The organism is Fastidiosibacter lacustris (genome assembly GCF_003428155.1).
Taxonomy (GTDB): Bacteria; Pseudomonadota; Gammaproteobacteria; order Francisellales; family Francisellaceae; genus Caedibacter; species Caedibacter lacustris.
The window spans coordinates 74233-90513 of the sequence record NZ_QLIR01000003.1 but is presented as its reverse complement, the minus strand read 5'-3'; the positions used below and the strand labels follow the sequence as shown (position 1 = coordinate 90513).

General features: G+C 35.8%; 13 protein-coding genes. 10 read left to right on the top strand and 3 right to left on the bottom strand.

The features are described from left to right. Window positions 1-55: 55 nt before the first annotated feature. A complete protein-coding gene (gene dxs, locus DNJ77_RS02795; protein ID WP_116963483.1) occupies window positions 56-1933 on the bottom strand; it encodes a 1-deoxy-D-xylulose-5-phosphate synthase in 1878 nt (625 codons plus the stop codon). A gap of 86 nt (window positions 1934-2019) precedes the next feature. Continuing rightward, window positions 2020-3570, bottom strand: coding sequence for a glutamine-hydrolyzing GMP synthase (gene guaA, locus DNJ77_RS02790; RefSeq protein ID WP_116963482.1), 1551 nt, complete (start codon window positions 3568-3570; stop codon window positions 2020-2022). 166 nt (window positions 3571-3736) lie between these two features. On the opposite strand from guaA, the gene DNJ77_RS02785 reads away from it, so the two are divergent. Further along, entirely contained in the window at window positions 3737-4993 is a 1257-nt protein-coding gene (locus DNJ77_RS02785; RefSeq protein WP_116963481.1) for an HlyC/CorC family transporter, read from the top strand. Here DNJ77_RS02785 and DNJ77_RS02780 read toward each other — a convergent pair. Next, window positions 4984-6027, bottom strand: a complete 1044-nt coding sequence (locus tag DNJ77_RS02780; RefSeq protein ID WP_116963480.1) for an FUSC family protein — start codon at window positions 6025-6027, stop codon at window positions 4984-4986. The two genes, DNJ77_RS02785 and DNJ77_RS02780, sit on opposite strands and share 10 nt — an antisense overlap. A gap of 200 nt (window positions 6028-6227) precedes the next feature. Between DNJ77_RS02780 and DNJ77_RS02775 the strand changes: the two genes are divergently transcribed. From DNJ77_RS02775 to DNJ77_RS02735, 9 genes are all read left to right on the top strand, one after another. Further along, window positions 6228-7577 carry an SLC5/6 family protein gene (locus DNJ77_RS02775; RefSeq protein WP_116963479.1) on the top strand — a complete coding sequence of 450 codons (1350 nt, stop codon included), beginning with the start codon at window positions 6228-6230 and terminating at the stop codon, window positions 7575-7577. Window positions 7578-7643: 66 nt separating this feature from the next. Then, the gene (gene ispB / locus DNJ77_RS02770; protein WP_116963478.1) at window positions 7644-8615 is read left to right on the top strand and encodes an octaprenyl diphosphate synthase; all 972 of its coding nucleotides are present in this window, start codon (window positions 7644-7646) and stop codon (window positions 8613-8615) included. Window position 8616: 1 nt separating this feature from the next. Further along, the gene (locus tag DNJ77_RS02765) at window positions 8617-9066 is read left to right on the top strand and encodes a YcgN family cysteine cluster protein (RefSeq protein ID WP_116963477.1); all 450 of its coding nucleotides are present in this window, start codon (window positions 8617-8619) and stop codon (window positions 9064-9066) included. 168 nt (window positions 9067-9234) lie between these two features. Continuing rightward, the gene (gene fabD / locus DNJ77_RS02760; protein ID WP_116963476.1) at window positions 9235-10170 is read left to right on the top strand and encodes an ACP S-malonyltransferase; all 936 of its coding nucleotides are present in this window, start codon (window positions 9235-9237) and stop codon (window positions 10168-10170) included. 21 nt (window positions 10171-10191) lie between these two features. After that, window positions 10192-10932: a 3-oxoacyl-ACP reductase FabG gene (gene fabG / locus DNJ77_RS02755; RefSeq protein WP_116963475.1), complete on the top strand. Its 741-nt coding sequence runs from the start codon at window positions 10192-10194 to the stop codon at window positions 10930-10932. Between the two features lie 115 nt (window positions 10933-11047). Continuing rightward, window positions 11048-12040, top strand: coding sequence for a ribosome small subunit-dependent GTPase A (rsgA, locus tag DNJ77_RS02750; RefSeq protein WP_116963474.1), 993 nt, complete (start codon window positions 11048-11050; stop codon window positions 12038-12040). Between the two features lie 163 nt (window positions 12041-12203). After that, the gene (ygfZ, locus tag DNJ77_RS02745; protein ID WP_116963473.1) at window positions 12204-12980 is read left to right on the top strand and encodes a CAF17-like 4Fe-4S cluster assembly/insertion protein YgfZ; all 777 of its coding nucleotides are present in this window, start codon (window positions 12204-12206) and stop codon (window positions 12978-12980) included. Next, window positions 12980-15001 carry a UvrD-helicase domain-containing protein gene (locus tag DNJ77_RS02740; RefSeq protein ID WP_192877930.1) on the top strand — a complete coding sequence of 674 codons (2022 nt, stop codon included), beginning with the start codon at window positions 12980-12982 and terminating at the stop codon, window positions 14999-15001. The genes ygfZ and DNJ77_RS02740 overlap by 1 nt, the downstream gene beginning before the upstream one ends. A gap of 160 nt (window positions 15002-15161) precedes the next feature. Beyond that, the gene (locus DNJ77_RS02735; RefSeq protein WP_157966567.1) at window positions 15162-16280 is read left to right on the top strand and encodes an MlaE family ABC transporter permease; all 1119 of its coding nucleotides are present in this window, start codon (window positions 15162-15164) and stop codon (window positions 16278-16280) included. Window position 16281: the final 1 nt, after the last annotated feature.

Here is a 16281-nt window from a genome sequence, read left to right as displayed (position 1 = left end):
GTTTAGACATTTGATAGACTTTGAATATTGAATAATATAACGTCCTATTAAAATCTTAGGACTGTTTAACTTCCATTATTAACTCAATAATTTTGGCAGCTGAGATTCCAACTTCTGCTAGAAGTTCTTTTTTATCGCCATGATTTTGATAGTAATCTGGAAGACCAATATTACGAACTTTTAAGTTCGTCATTAAATCATGTGTCACTAAGTATTCATTAACTGCAGATCCTGCTCCACCCATCACCACATTTTCCTCTAGTGTGAGTAACAAACTATGTTGGCTAGCTAATTGCTCAATCATTTTTTCATCTATAGGTTTAACAAAACGCATATCGATAACTGTTGCATTAACTACTTCAGCTACCTCTAATGCAATAGGCAATAAAGTACCAAAGTTCAAAATTGCAACCACTTGACCTTGTCTTAGTAATTTGGCTTGACCTAATTTAAGGTCAAGCTCTGGTGTAATCCCTTTACCCACAACAGCTCCTCTTGGGTAGCGTACCATTGCTGGTCCTTTATGCTCATAACCTAAGCTTAGCATATGATAACATTCATTTTCATCGCTTGGTGTCATAATAACTGTATTGGGAATACAGCGCATAAAGCTTAAATCAAAACTTCCTGCATGTGTTGCACCATCTGGACCAACTAAACCTGCCCGATCGACAGCATAAAGCACATCCAAATTTTGAATGCTAACATCATGAATAACTTGATCATAAGCACGTTGCAAGAAAGTAGAATATATAGCCACCACTGGCTTAAAGCCCTCACAAGCCAATCCTGCAGCAAAGGTTATCGCATGCTGCTCAGCAATGGCAACGTCATAATAGCGATTAGGATATTCTTTGGAAAAACGCACTAAATCAGAACCTTCACGCATAGCGGGTGTAATACCAACAAGTTGACCACTCTTAGCTGCCATATCACATATCCAATTACCAAAAATATTAGAATATGTGGGCTTTGTAGCAACCTTAGCGGATTGTTCTACTTTTTGCTGTGAATTAAATTTAGGATTAACATGATGAAAAGCAATCGGGTCTTCTTCCGCCTTATCATAGCCTTTGCCTTTTTGGGTTAACACATGTAATAACTTAGGACCTTGATGATGTTTAAGGGTTTTTAAAGCTTCAACCAAACCATCTATATCATGCCCATTTATTGGCCCTACATAATAGAAATTAAGTGCTTCAAATAAATTTGCAGGAACAAACATGCCTTTAGCTTGCGTTTCTATACGCTTTGCAATTTCAAACGCGCCAGGCAATTTCTTAAGTATTCTTTTACCTGTTTCACGAAAATTGTTATAAGCAGAACCTGATAGTAATTTAGTCAAATGTGCAGTTAAGGCCCCCACGTTTTCAGAAATTGACATTTCATTATCGTTCAGTACCACCAATATATCGGCGTGCATACCACCTGCATGATTAAGTGCTTCAAACGCCATTCCTGCAGTGAGCGCCCCATCACCAATGACCGCAACAGATTTATAGTTCACACCTTTTAATTTATTGGCTTCAGCCATACCAAGAGCAGCTCCAATTGAAGTGCTAGAATGCCCAACACCAAAACTATCGTATTGACTTTCTGATCGCTTAGGAAATCCTGATAAACCACCTGACTTTTTAATAGTGATAAGTTCATCCGCACGCCCAGTCAAAATCTTATGGACATAGGTTTGATGTCCCACATCCCAAACCAAGCGGTCATTCGGTGTACCATAGACATAGTGTAATGCAATAGTAAGTTCCAAAGCACCTAAACTGCTGGCAAAATGCCCACCTGATACATCTAAAGTTTCAACAAGGAACATGCGTATTTCAGTTGCCAAAACAGATAACTGGCTAATAGACAATCTACGCACATCATGCGGTGAATTGATTTTTGAAAGGAGTGGATAATTAACACGATTGGTTTTTGACATAGTACCAAGTGGTTCTTTAGTTTGAGAATAGTATCCTTCACTATGCTTATTTTCTCAAGCAAAACAACTATTTTACTCGAGAAAAACTACTCCCATTCAATCGTTCCAGGTGGCTTTCCTGTTACATCGTAAACCACACGTGAAATGCCTTTGACTTCGTTGACAATACGATTAGAAATATGACCAATAAGTTCATAAGGTAAATGAGCCCAACGTGCAGTCATAAAATCTATAGTTTCAACTGCCCTTAATGCGACAACATAGTCATATTTACGCTGATCACCCATAACTCCCACTGATTTAACGGGTAAAAAAACCGTAAATGCTTGACTGACCTTGTCATACCAACCACTTTTTTCAAGCTCTTGCATATAAATTGCATCGGCTTGACGAAGAATATCAGCATATTCTTTTTTGACCTGCCCCAAAATACGCACACCTAAACCAGGTCCTGGGAATGGATGGCGATACACCATCCGATAAGGCAATCCAAGTTCAATACCAACCTTGCGTACTTCGTCCTTAAATAATTCTCTTAATGGTTCAATCAAAGCTAACTTCATATCTTCAGGTAAACCACCTACATTGTGATGTGATTTAATCACATGTGCTTTACCTGTAGCACTCCCTGCTGATTCAATTACATCAGGGTAAATTGTACCTTGTGCTAACCATTTAGCCCTCTTAAGCTTACTTGACTCTTCATTAAAGATATCGACAAATAAAGTCCCAATCAACTTACGTTTTTGTTCTGGGTCAGAGTTACTATTTAGTTTTTCAAAAAAACGCGATTCGGCATTTACTCGAATGACTTTAACGTGCATATTCTCAGCAAAAGTCTGCATGACCTGATCACCTTCATGCAAACGCAGTAATCCTGTATCGACAAATACACATGTTAATTGATCCCCAATCGCTTTGTGTAAAAGTGCTGCCACTACAGAAGAATCAACGCCTCCTGATAGACCAAGTATTACTTCATCTTCTCCAACTTGTTTGCGAATCTTATTAACCGCATCTTCAATGATGCTTGCTGGATTCCACCGTGCTTCACAACCACATATTTTGAATGCGAAGTTTTCTAATAGCTCTTTGCCATAAGCTGAATGTGTAACCTCAGGATGGTATTGCACTCCAAAGAAAGGTTGACATTTATGTGCCATAGCAGCAATAGGCGCATTTTCTGATGCTGCAATCACTTCAAAGTGCTCACCAAGCTCAACAACCTTATCGCCATGACTCATCCAAACATCTTGTACATCTGGAATGCCATTATATAAAACGCTTGTTGTTTTTAACTCGATCTTAGCATAGCCAAACTCACGCTTATCAGAGGAAGCTACCTTACCACCAAATTGATGCACCATCGTTTGCATCCCATAGCAAATTCCAAGTACAGGTACACCAAGCTCAAACACACATTCAGGTGCGCGAACACACTCTGACTCATTAACAGACTCAGGTCCACCTGAGAGAATAATTCCTTTAGCAGCAAAGCTTTTAATGTGTTCAATAGCCACATCATATGAATAAATTTCGCAATAAACACCAATCTCACGCACACGTCTGGCAATGAGTTGAGTATACTGAGAACCAAAGTCAAGAATTAGTAATTTATGTTGATGTATGTCTTTCATGACTAAAAGATTGCCCTAAGCCTTATTCAAAATTTTCAGGCGATTATATCACGCACGTAAAACTTTTCACCCATTTGCGAAAAATTGCCCACAAAAATACTGATTGCTCAATTAACACTTGCTATGATTAGCACCAGATTAACCTAACTTGTACATAGATTTTGTTATGGATATTAACCTCACTTTGATTGCTTTGGCTCTATTAATTTTATGTTCTGCGTTTTTTTCTGCTTCTGAAACCGCAATGATGTCGCTTAATAAATATAAGCTACGTCATCTTGCAAAGCGCAAAAATAAGGCAGCAAAACGCAGTTTAAATTTAATTAAACGCCCTGATCGCTTACTTGGTATGATTTTAGTAGGTAATACATTTGCTAATATTATTGCGTCTGCCATACTAACAAGCTATGCTGAGCAGAGCTTTGGTCAAATTGGACTTGTGGTTTCAACCATTAGCTTGACCATTATTATTTTGTTATTTGGTGAGATTATTCCTAAAACCTTGGCAGCCGTATTTCCAGAGCAACTTGCTTTTCCTGCCTCACCTATATTGTGGCTGCTACTTATGCTTTTCTATCCACTGGTATGGTTATTAAATAGCTTTGTTAATATCTTATTTAGATTATGTGGTCTTAAAATTAAACACAAAGAAACCAGTGAACCATTAAGCAGCGATGAAATTCACTCTGTTGTTCATGACTCAAAAAGCAAATTAGGACCCCGAAACAAAAACATGCTGCTTGGTGTGTTGGAGCTCAACCAAATTAAAGTATCCGATGTCATGATTCCACATCACAAAGTTGAATGCATTAACTTAAGCTTAGATATTAACAACATCATCAAACAAATCGTCAATGCTAAGCATTCTATCTTAATCGCATGCTATGATACGATCGAAAATATTGCAGGCATCATTTTAACAAGAGAAGCTTTGAAATTCATCACCAAAGATGACACCCCCACTTATGAAGAAATTTTAAGCTTACTCAATGAACCTTATTACACACCTGACAATATCTCTATTCAAACTCAATTGATTGACTTTCAAAAGAAAGGTATGCGTTTTGCTACTGTTGTTAATGAATATGGTGAAATCGAAGGTATTATAACCGTTGAAGATATCATTGAAGAAATTGTTGGTGAGTTTGCCGATACCTATAACTTAGAAACCCATATCAAAATTGGCTCTGACAATACACATACCACGACAGGAGATACAACCATTCGCGAGATTAACCGCCACTTGCACTTGCATTTGCCTACTCACGGCGCGAAAACAATCTCTGGTTTTATCATCGATGAACTGCGAGAAATTCCCATTGGGAATTGTTGTCTTAAAATAAATGATTATGTTGTTGAAGTAAAAAAAGTAGAAAACAATATGATCAAACTTGTCAAAATTAGGTATATACATCACGAATGATTTTGCAAACTATCTGTTTTTAAATTTTGTGTTTTTTCAATTGCCTGCAAAGTATCAACTATCATATTCAATGAAAAAATTAAGGTGCTTGCATAACGAAATTCCACTTGTATATTAAGGGTTTCTGTAAATGCTGCTAATAACTTGGTTAAGCACTTAAAATCATCACTATAATCATCGAACTTTTGTTGTTTAAAGCTATTGCTTATCTTCTCAAAAAGTACTCTAATTGCCTCATGTAATGCTTTAAACTCATTACTATTAGCAAAGCGTTCTCTTTTTTTGGGATACCGATTGATATACTCATATATCACACAAGTATAACGATAAAGTTGACGTAAATAACGCGTTGTTGCCTTGTACTGCTTTAAATGGATTTTTTCTTTCTCATATACAATTTCCTTTTGCAAGGTGATCTGTTTTGAAAAGTGTGTAAAAATCTCCACCAGGATGTCTTCATGATCATCACCTACAAATAACTTTTGATGCAATTTATTGATGCACATCATACTCTGTGAAAAAGACTGATATATGCGTCTACTGGCACGTATTGGAAAAAGATAACGATTAACGATAATAGCAATTGTAATACCAATGAACACTTCTGATGCTCGATAAATTGCAATCTCTAAACTCGCACGACTACCAAATAAAATAATTGCTATAGTAATAGCACCTAACACACCAGCGTACATATATTTAGTCGATGCCGTTGCAGTAAAGACACCAACAGCAATTAAACACAGCCCCAACATCATCTGCCAAATGGGAAAGCCTGGCATTAATAATAAAATCACAATTGAACATAATGTCGCAACAATAGTACCTAGAAATCGCATTTTTGCCTTCTCAAGCGCACCACCTAAATTAGGTTGGCTTGACATTACAACCAATATTGTTACCACAATCCAAGCATACATTTCTGGCACATCTAACCAAAACCCAAGCCAGCACCCTACTAAATAGCCAATTACAGTAGCTATAACCGCTTTAATTGCGTTGATCGAAGAATAAACGTTACTACCTAGAGTCATCTTTATATCTCTTTTAAATTAAATAATTACTACAAACTTTGATGATCACATAAGTTGATCACCCTTATAAAGGAAAACAGTATTTCATAGTAAAACATCCAATAGATGGCTATAAGTATAGCGATAAATATTAGTTGGTTTTAGATGACAAGCAAAATGAGATTGCTATCATAAGGACATTATTATTTACAGGAATTCATATGAACCAAATATCATCTATCCGTTCAGCACTTTACTCGTTGATTATTGTTGCTGCCGCAATTGGTTTGTTTTTATATTCACAAATTAGCAAATACCCAATCGAGTATAACAATATCAGTTTTATTTTTGCTTATATTCTGATGCTAGTTTTTATTAGCATGCCTGTTTTGATATCGGAATCTATATCCGGTTTTTTAAGTAAGAAAAAGCTTTCTGGAAGTTTACACTACATGACAAAATCTAACCGATTACGGTTTGTGAGTCTTCTCTCTTTGCTGCTTGCTGGCTTGATACTTATCATTGTTATTAACAATATGAGTTTACTAACCACAAGCCTAGTCTATACAAGTCACTGGTACATGGACCACTCACCTGAAAAAACGCTTTATATAATCCATCAGTATGCTTTGACAATTAGTGTTGCGTTGAGTGTTTTGATGATCGTTATTTTGTTTATTACTCAAACGGCTAAGCGTTTTTTAAATCTAAGTGCTGCTTTTTCCACTCTTGGTATCGCCTGCTTAATTGGGTTATTTATTATGAATTCAATCACCTTTAAAGCAGGTGTAATCACCACTGATTTCTTCATCCCAAATTTTTCTCTTTTGACCAAACAACAGGTCTGGATAAATGCTTTAACCCTTGCATTATTCTCAGGTCTCATTGGTTTAGGGATCAATACTGTTTTTGGCACCTATCTTACTGCACAATGCTCTATTCGTCGCTTTAGCTGGATATTTATTATTGGCAGTGTTATTGCAGCGATTGTGATTATGCTTATTCAAAACTTTTATGTTAAAAGCACCAAATCTGCTTCTGAGATTTTAGGCTTTGAATATGCCTACACATTGAATTTACTTGCATTTGGTTTATTTTTCTTCTGCTTGTTAACTGCTGCAATTTTACTATGCCAAACTTTTAAAGGACTTGTCACTCAAAATATCAAAAACACAAAATGGTATGTGTATCTACCCTTTTTTATTCTATTACTTGCTGCTGTTATCATCTATCAGCACATCGTAAAAGATGAGTTTAAACAAATAATCCAATCGGAGCTAATAATAAACCTAATCTTTGTAATTACTTATATAGAAATATTAATTTTTGGTTGGATTTTTGATGCCCAAAGACTCAGTTATCAGTTACAAAAAGCAACACAAATTAAACTATCTGCTATTTATAATCTAAGCTTACGTTTGATTGCACCTAGTATTATCCTAAGTGCTTTTATTCAAAAGATTTACAATATCTGGGTTGTAACGAACTGGTTGACCATGCTTGTTATATTTATTTTATCTCTTATTGTCACTACTCTCTTTGGTTCATTTTTACATCGCCACTTCCAGTAATCTACTTGACGCAAACTTATCATCACTTTATGCTCTCGGTTAGCGATATATTTAAGAAAAAAAAGAATGTTAAACCTAAAACAAATTCAACAACTCATTACTTATGATACTGAGCAAAATAACGATGTCATCGTTGAACAACTTGCTTCTGATGTTGTTTTAATTAATCAAATCAGTCAACATATTATTCACAGTGGTGGTAAGCGTTTGCGCCCATTATTACTCATGCTTGTTGCGCGAGCCCTTAACTATCAAGGTCAAGCTCACACCAAAGCCGCAGCCATTATTGAGTTTATTCATACTGCAACGCTTTTACATGATGATGTTGTTGATGAATCTGATATGCGTCGTGGTAAACAAACTGCTAATAATGTTTTTGGTAATGCCGCTTCAGTTCTTACTGGTGACTTTCTTTATTCACGCGCCTTTCAGATGATGGTTGAGTTAAATGAAATATCAATTATGCAAATACTCGCAGATGCCACTAATAAAATCGCAGAAGGCGAAGTTTTACAATTATTGAACTGTCATAACCCTAATGTTACAGAAGATGGGTATATGCAAGTAATCTATTGCAAAACAGCTAAACTTTTTGAAGCAGCATGTGATGTAGCAAGCATTATTGCAAAAGCCAATAGCATCGAAAAACAAGCACTCCACAACTATGGCATGAATTTAGGCAACGCCTTTCAAATTGCAGATGACATCTTAGACTATATCTCTGATGTAGACACTTTGGGTAAAAACATCGGTGATGACCTTACCGAAGGCAAAACCACACTACCTGTAATATATGCACTACGAAATGCCAATAATACAGATGCTAATCTTATCCGTAATGCAATAGAGCAAGGTCACCACCCACAAATGGATAAAATCATTAATATTATTAAACAAAGTGGCGCCATTGAATATGCCATAGGCAAAGCACAAGATGCAGCACAAAAAGCGATTGATGCAATTGAAAATTTAGCTCATTCTTCTTATAAAGAAGCACTTATTGCCTTAGCACATATTGCTGTTGAAAGGACACATTAACATGTCCCAAACCCTACGCCCAAACTTCTGGCAAAAAATTGCTCTTTCTGACATGACAGCTTCTGAATGGGAAGCGCTATGTGACGGTTGTGGGCTTTGTTGTTTACATAAACTGCAAGATGATGAAACCAATGAAATCTATTACACCAAGGTTGCTTGTAAATTATTAGATTGTAAAACATGTCAGTGCAGCAATTATCCAAAACGCAAACAACTTGTACCTAACTGTTTACAGTTAGATGTCTATCACCTACGACATGCTCAACATTGGTTGCCTAATAGTTGCGCTTACAAACGCCTATATCAAGGCAAAAATTTGCCCAGTTGGCATCCACTTATCACTCAAGATAAAAACAGTGTTCACAAGATTGGTATTTCAGCCGCACGTTTTGCTATATCTGAGCTTAAAATCAAAGGCAATTTAGAGGATTATCTTTTAGCAAAACCTTAAGTTTTCAAATACTGATAGATGTTTAGTGCATTTTATTGCCTAATCAAGCTGTCGTGCTGCCTAAAATACTACCAAGCCTTAAATTAAAGTTTAAACAAATAAACCTTTTGAAGATTGGCGTAAAATTCACTAGCATAATTACGTATTTTAAACTACAGGAATTAAGTTATGACGCATACTGCAATTGTTTTCCCAGGTCAGGGTTCACAAAAGATTGGAATGTTAAGCGATTACTATCAGCAATTTGATGAAGTTAGAAAAACGTTTGCTGAAGCAAATGACACACTTCAATTTGATCTGTGGGAAATTATTCAAAATGACGAAGAAAAGCTCAATAAAACTGAATACACTCAACCTGCGATACTTGCTGCAAGTATCGCAATTTGGCGTATTTTATCGATACACAGTAATACTCAAGCCAATGTTTTAGCTGGTCACAGTTTAGGTGAATATTCAGCATTATGTGCAGCTAATGGTATTCAGTTTTCTGATGCTTTGAAGCTTGTTCAACTTCGCGGGCAACTAATGCAATCTGCTGTTACAGACAAGGCTTGTGCAATGAGTGCCATTTTAGGATTGACTAATGAGCAAGTCATAGAATGCTGCAATACCGCAAACGATATGGGTATCGTCGAACCAGCTAACTTTAACTCGCAAGGTCAAGTCGTTATTTCAGGTGAGCTTCAAGCCGTCGAAAGAGCTAATGAAATCGCCAAGAAAATGGGAGCTAAGCGTGCACAAATTTTACCAGTGAGCGTGCCTTCTCACTGCTCTTTAATGAAGGAAGCTGCAAAAAAGTTTGCCATTGCGTTAGATAAAATAAATATTAAAAAACCTGAAATAAAAGTATTACATAATTATGACGTTGTCTCACATACTGATGTTAAAGAAATTAAACACACCTTAATCAAACAGTTGTATTGCCCTGTTAAGTGGACTCAAACTATTGAACAAATGGCTAAAGATGGAATAAATACTGTGATTGAATGTGGTGCCAGTAAAGTATTAACTGGCTTAAATAAGCGCATTATTAAAGAGCTTAACTATTATGACACTTCAACAGTTGATACATTTGAAAAACTCATTGAACAAGTAAAAGCATAAAACTAAATACAAGGATAAATTATGGATTTTAAAAACAAAATCGTGTTCGTTACTGGTGCTAGCCGTGGAATTGGCGCTGCGATTGCTAAAAATTTCGCCGAACAAGGTGCTATAGTCATAGGCACTGCCACCTCAGAAACTGGAGCACAACAAATCACTGAAAGCTTGCAACAACATGGTAAATGTTATGGCTTAAAGCTAAATGTTACGAATACCGCTGAAATTGAAGTTGCTTTTAACTGGATGAAAGATAACACAGGTCATCCTGATATTATTATTAATAATGCTGGTATCACAAAGGATAATCTCACGATGCGCTTGTCTGAAGAAGACTGGTTAGATGTCATTCGCACCAACTTGGATTCAGTATTTAATATTTCAAAAGCAGGAATTCGTCATATGATAAAAAAACGCTGGGGTCGTATTATTACGATTGGCTCTGTTGTTGGTACTTCTGGCAATCCAGGACAAGCTAACTATTGTGCAAGTAAAGCTGGCGTTATTGGTTTTTCTAAATCATTAGCTCAAGAAATTGCCTCTCGCAATATTACAGTTAATGTTGTTGCACCTGGTTTTATCCAAACCGATATGACTGATAAGCTTACCAACGAGCAAAAAGCCACCATCATTAAGCAAATCCCTGCCCAAATTTTAGGTCAACCTAAAGATATTTCAGCAACTGTTTTATTCTTGGCATCAGAAGGTGCACGTTATATCACAGGTCAAACTATTCATGTCAATGGTGGCATATACATGGCTTAGTTTATATTGATTAAAAAAACATAGAGTAGAACCTATTATTTAATTTCTATTCTAGTTATATGTAGTTATACTAACCAACAATATAAGTTTTTTTACTCAATATCGTTACAAGTGCATGGTCAAACGGAAATTAAGCAAGCAGCAATTACGAAATATTCAAAACAACAAAGCAAATCAACTTTCTGAAGATTTATCTTCCATTTTGAGCGGACTTGCTATCTCGCACAGAGGTAAGTTTATTGAAGTTGAGGCAGAAAATGGGCAACCTATTTTTTGCCAATATCGCCAGAATTTAGGCACCATTGTCGCAGGTGATAAAGTGCTTTATATGCCACAACTTAATAGTGCGTATGGCATTATTTACCAAGTTTTAGCACGTAAAAATGCGCTTATTCGCCCAAGTAAACTCTCGCATACGCATAAAACCATGGCTGCAAATATTGATCAACTTGTCATTATGATTGCTGTGAACCCCCTTCCTATTGAGCATTATATTGATCGCTATTTAGTTGCAGCTTGGCACATGCAAATCACGCCAATTATTGTGCTTAATAAAATGGATCTGTTTGACAATTCTGATAACAAACTTCAGTTAAAAGAGATCATGACTTTATATCACACACTAGGCTACATTTGCATTAGCTGCTCGGCATTATGCGATAAAAACTTACAAGCATTAAAAGATATGCTCAGTCATAAAACATCTATTATCGTTGGTCAATCTGGTGTAGGTAAATCCGAAACTCTCAACGCCCTTTTTGGTAAGCAAATTGCCCAAACTGGTGAAATATCCGAACAAAATAATCGTGGTAAACATACCACGACCACCGCCAGACTGTTTCACTTAGATCAAAATACCAATATCATTGACTCCCCTGGTATTCGAGAGTTTGGCATTTGGCACCTTACTGAAACGGATATTTTTAATGGATTTAACGAATTTATTGAACTTGATAATAAGTGTCAGTTTAGGAACTGTCAACACCTTGAAAATACCAAGGGTTGCGCACTTGATCAAGCTGTGAAATCTGGAAAAATTTCAAGGCAACGTCTGATTAACTATCATCGCTTAATTCAGGAAGTAAAAGAAAATTACAATCAATGGTAATATTACCCACCATAAAAATACAATTGACCTTATTATTTTTTGTTCTTTGATAAGCTAGATTGCAATACCTAATTTTAAATGTTACAAGCAAAAGTAACAACTTTACTTTACACTCTAAATCCGTTATTTTGCCAGCAATAAATAACCGTTTACCGTACCATCTATGAATTACCATATTTATCAAAACATCCATATTGTTCGCGCTCATGGCGTTGATTGCATTAAATTTTTACAGAGCCAATTGACAAATGATTTGGCACTTTTAAATCACGACAACCTAATGCAGTTAAATGGTCTATGCAATCAAAAGGGTCGCCTTATCGCATTATTTTTCACTTACTTTATAGATGAGCAAACGCTTTTATTAGCACTACCTGATAACCTAACTGATCAGGTGTTAAGTGCATTAAGAAAATATGCTGTATTTTCTAAGATTAGTTTTGATCCCTGTGATAACCACCAGTTAGTATATAGTAACCTTCCCGCACAAGAAGGTTTTTTATTTCAACACAGTATTATTGTCAATACTAAGCTTAAAGAAATAAACTCCAAGCTTGATTATAAAACTGTCTGTAAAGAAAATATTTGCCAACAACTGCCCTATATTGATATCAAAAATAGTGAAGTCTTTTTGCCTGCTGAGCTTAATTTAGATCAATTCAATGCTATATCCTATCAAAAAGGTTGTTTTATGGGACAAGAAATTATTGCGCGTATGAAGTATCGTGGCACATTGAAAAAATCACTTCTTAGCCTTGAAACAGAAACCGCTTTGCCTATCACAGATAAACTGCAAGATTTAGAACTAAAAAACGTTGCCGATGTGGTTAACCAAGTCAATATCGATAACAAAAGTTATATCCTTGCTGTACTTAAGCATGCCGTAAATGAAACACCTATTATCTTAAACGGTGACATAGAAGCCAAGATTATTGCATGATTATGCATAAACTTAATCCTGAGCAGCAACAAGCAGTCAAATATATCAGTGGTCCTCTCTTAGTTTTAGCTGGAGCAGGCAGTGGTAAAACACGTGTCATTACTGAGAAAATTGCGTATTTGATTCAAACCTGTCATTACAGTGCAAGTAGTATTCTTGCTGTTACATTTACCAATAAAACCGCTAAAGAGATGAAAACACGTGTATTATCACGCTTAGAAAATGACAATACACGCGGCTTATGCATTTCGACTTTTCATAACTTAGGACTTAACCTGCTTCGTAAACACCATGCAAAACTTGGCTATAAAGCAAATTTCACATTATTTGACGAACAAGATTCACTTACACTCATCCATGAAATCGCATATAGCGCTTTTCAAGTAACCAAGCAAGTTGCAGCTGAAATTAAACATCAAATTTCTCTGTGGAAAAATGCTCTTTTGACGCCTGATCAAGTCAACCTTTCTACTAAAAATAGTAATATCAAACAAGCACATGAAATCTATATCCAATATCAACGATATCTTAAGGCTTATAATGCTGTTGATTTTGATGATTTAATCTTTATTCCTGTACAACTCTTACAAACTCATTCTGAAGTAGCCGAATATTGGAGTAACAAATTGCATTATGTTTTAATCGATGAATATCAAGACACTAATGAAAGCCAATATCAGCTTATGCAACTTTTGGTTGCCAGGCGCAAACAATTTACCGTCGTTGGTGATGATGATCAATCAATCTATGCTTGGCGTGGCGCACGACCTGAAAATCTATTCGCATTACAACAAGATTACCCTACATTAAAAGTTATTAAACTTGAGCAAAATTATCGTTCCAGCGGTCGCATTTTACATGCTGCTAACACCCTTATTGGCAATAATCCACATCTCTTTAATAAAAAACTGTGGTCAGTGCATAATTATGGCGAACCAATTCGCGTACTAATCACCAAAAATGAAGAGGATGAAGCACAACGCATTGCAAGTGAAATCATGACACATAAAATTAAAAATAATACTTATTTTAAAGATTATGCGGTCCTTATACGTGGTAATCACCAATCTTTTTTGTTAGAACGTTATTTTCAACTGTATAAAATTCCTTATGCGATCAGTGGTGGCAGCTCATTTTTTGCCAAAACAGAAATAAAAGATGTTTTAGCTTATTTTAAACTTTTGATCAATAGTAACGATGATTGTGCTTTTTTACGTATAATTAATACTCCCAGGCGTGAAATTGGTCCTTCTACCTTAGAAAAGCTTGGTCAATATGCCAGTCGCCGTCAGATAGCGCTTTTTGATGCAATCACTGAAATAGGCTTAGAAAATGAGCTTAAACCTATTGCACTTCATAAACTTAAACAATTCCATCAATTTATCTGCCACTATCAACAAAAAATTAAACATCCTGATACGCTTCGCCAAAGCTTAATTTCACTTATGACAGATATTCACTATGAACAATGGCTTACTGATAACGCAAGTAGCCTCCAGCAGGCAGAAAAACGCTTTAAGAATATCCTTGATTTAATTGATTGGATTACTGAAAAACCACAAGACGATGAGAAAGAGCTCCATTTTGCTGAAATTATTAATCGTATGCTTCTACTGGATATTATCGATCGTCAGCAAGAGCAAAAACAAGACGAAAAAGTTCAAATTCTAACCGTCCACGCATCAAAAGGTTTAGAGTATCCTCATGTCTATATTATGGGAGTTGAAGAAGGACTATTACCTCATCAGCAAAGCATTGATGATGACTTTATTGAAGAAGAGCGTCGCTTAGCTTATGTTGCGATTACACGAGCGAAATACACTCTCACCTTAACGTTAACCAAAGCACGCAAAAAGTTTGGTGAATCCATCGTTTCATACCCCAGTCGCTTTCTTGATGAACTGCCACAAGATGATTTAAGCTGGAGTGGGAAATCCGAGTCTAACCACCAAGAACGTAAAGATATTGCTAAAAGTAACCTAGCTACACTTAAAAATCGATTTATTAATAATGCTCAATAACCACTTTTCACAGACATTTCTATAAAAAAAATACATTTTTTCATACAGATTTTTCTTTGGTATAGAGACTTTTTACATAAAATCATCGACTGAGATAGCAATAAATAGATATACTTTGATTTTAGTTGTTTAATCATAGATGACTTACTTAAGTGCACGGATGAAAAGCAAAAAAAGTATAAAGAATAAAAAACAGGCTCACTTTCATGTTGAAGCATCAACATTGATGCTAAATGGTCAGTGGTGTTGGCACTCGATTGACCAAAATATTATCAATAAAATCAAATCCCTTAAAAAAACTATTGAGCAAATAGATATTAAATATATTGAAAGACTTGACACCATGGGAGCTTATTTCATTTACAAAATTCAGCAAATACTTAAAAATGTAAGTCTTGTTGCAACTGAAACACAAATAAGTTTGATTAGCCTTATTGCCAAAAATTATACCGTTTATGATAGTAGCCTCCAGCCTTTAAATACTTACGAAAAAGTGTATCAAATTGGCGAGCAGACAACCAACTACATCAAAGATAGTAAAAATCTGGTTGCCTTTATTGGTGCAACCGTAATGAGTTATTTACAAGTAATACGCACTCCTTTTGCTACACAGTGGCGCTTACTTCTTGATATCATCACCCAAACAGGAGTCAAAGCGATTGCTATTGTATCTTTGCTTTGCTTTTTAATTGGTATCGTACTTTGTTATCAGATTGGTTCACAGCTTAAAATTTATGGTGCTAATATTTTTGTGGTCGATTTGTTAGGCATCTCACTTTTGCGTGAATTTGCACCTTTGATTACCGCTATTATTGTCGCAGGACGCTCCGCTTCGTCTTTTACCGCTGAGCTTGGCACCATGAAAGTTCAGCAAGAAATTGATGCACTTAAAACATTTGGTATTAGTCCTATTAAACGCTTGATTCTGCCTAGAATTATTGGCATGGTTATAGCCTTACCTTTACTGATTGTCATTGCTGACATTATCAGTTGTATTGGCGGAATGGTAATGGCAAAAGCCTCGCTTGGCATTAATTTTTATGACTTTATCCAGCGCTTTTCTACTGCTGTATCGTTTAATAACTACTTGACAGGTTTAATCAAAGCACCCTTTTTTGCGATCATCATTGGAGCCGTTGGCTGTTATCGCGGGACTATTGTTAAAAATGATTCATTAAGTATCGGTCAAGAAACAACTAAAAGCGTCGTTTATTCAACCTTTTTAATCATTGTAACCGATGCGCTATTTTCAATTTTATTTAGCACTATTGGAATATAAA

Excerpts from the sequence above, each read along its gene's own strand:
- dxs (WP_116963483.1), bottom strand. The coding sequence starts at position 1,933 with ATGTCAAAAACCAATCGTGTTAATTATCCACTCCTTTCAAAAATCAAT.
- guaA (WP_116963482.1), bottom strand. The coding sequence starts at position 3,570 with ATGAAAGACATACATCAACATAAATTACTAATTCTTGACTTTGGTTCT.
- DNJ77_RS02785 (WP_116963481.1), top strand. The coding sequence starts at position 3,737 with ATGGATATTAACCTCACTTTGATTGCTTTGGCTCTATTAATTTTATGT.
- DNJ77_RS02780 (WP_116963480.1), bottom strand. The coding sequence starts at position 6,027 with ATGACTCTAGGTAGTAACGTTTATTCTTCGATCAACGCAATTAAAGCG.
- DNJ77_RS02775 (WP_116963479.1), top strand. The coding sequence starts at position 6,228 with ATGAACCAAATATCATCTATCCGTTCAGCACTTTACTCGTTGATTATT.
- ispB (WP_116963478.1), top strand. The coding sequence starts at position 7,644 with ATGTTAAACCTAAAACAAATTCAACAACTCATTACTTATGATACTGAG.
- DNJ77_RS02765 (WP_116963477.1), top strand. The coding sequence starts at position 8,617 with ATGTCCCAAACCCTACGCCCAAACTTCTGGCAAAAAATTGCTCTTTCT.
- fabD (WP_116963476.1), top strand. The coding sequence starts at position 9,235 with ATGACGCATACTGCAATTGTTTTCCCAGGTCAGGGTTCACAAAAGATT.
- fabG (WP_116963475.1), top strand. The coding sequence starts at position 10,192 with ATGGATTTTAAAAACAAAATCGTGTTCGTTACTGGTGCTAGCCGTGGA.
- rsgA (WP_116963474.1), top strand. The coding sequence starts at position 11,048 with ATGGTCAAACGGAAATTAAGCAAGCAGCAATTACGAAATATTCAAAAC.
- ygfZ (WP_116963473.1), top strand. The coding sequence starts at position 12,204 with ATGAATTACCATATTTATCAAAACATCCATATTGTTCGCGCTCATGGC.
- DNJ77_RS02735 (WP_157966567.1), top strand. The coding sequence starts at position 15,162 with ATGAAAAGCAAAAAAAGTATAAAGAATAAAAAACAGGCTCACTTTCAT.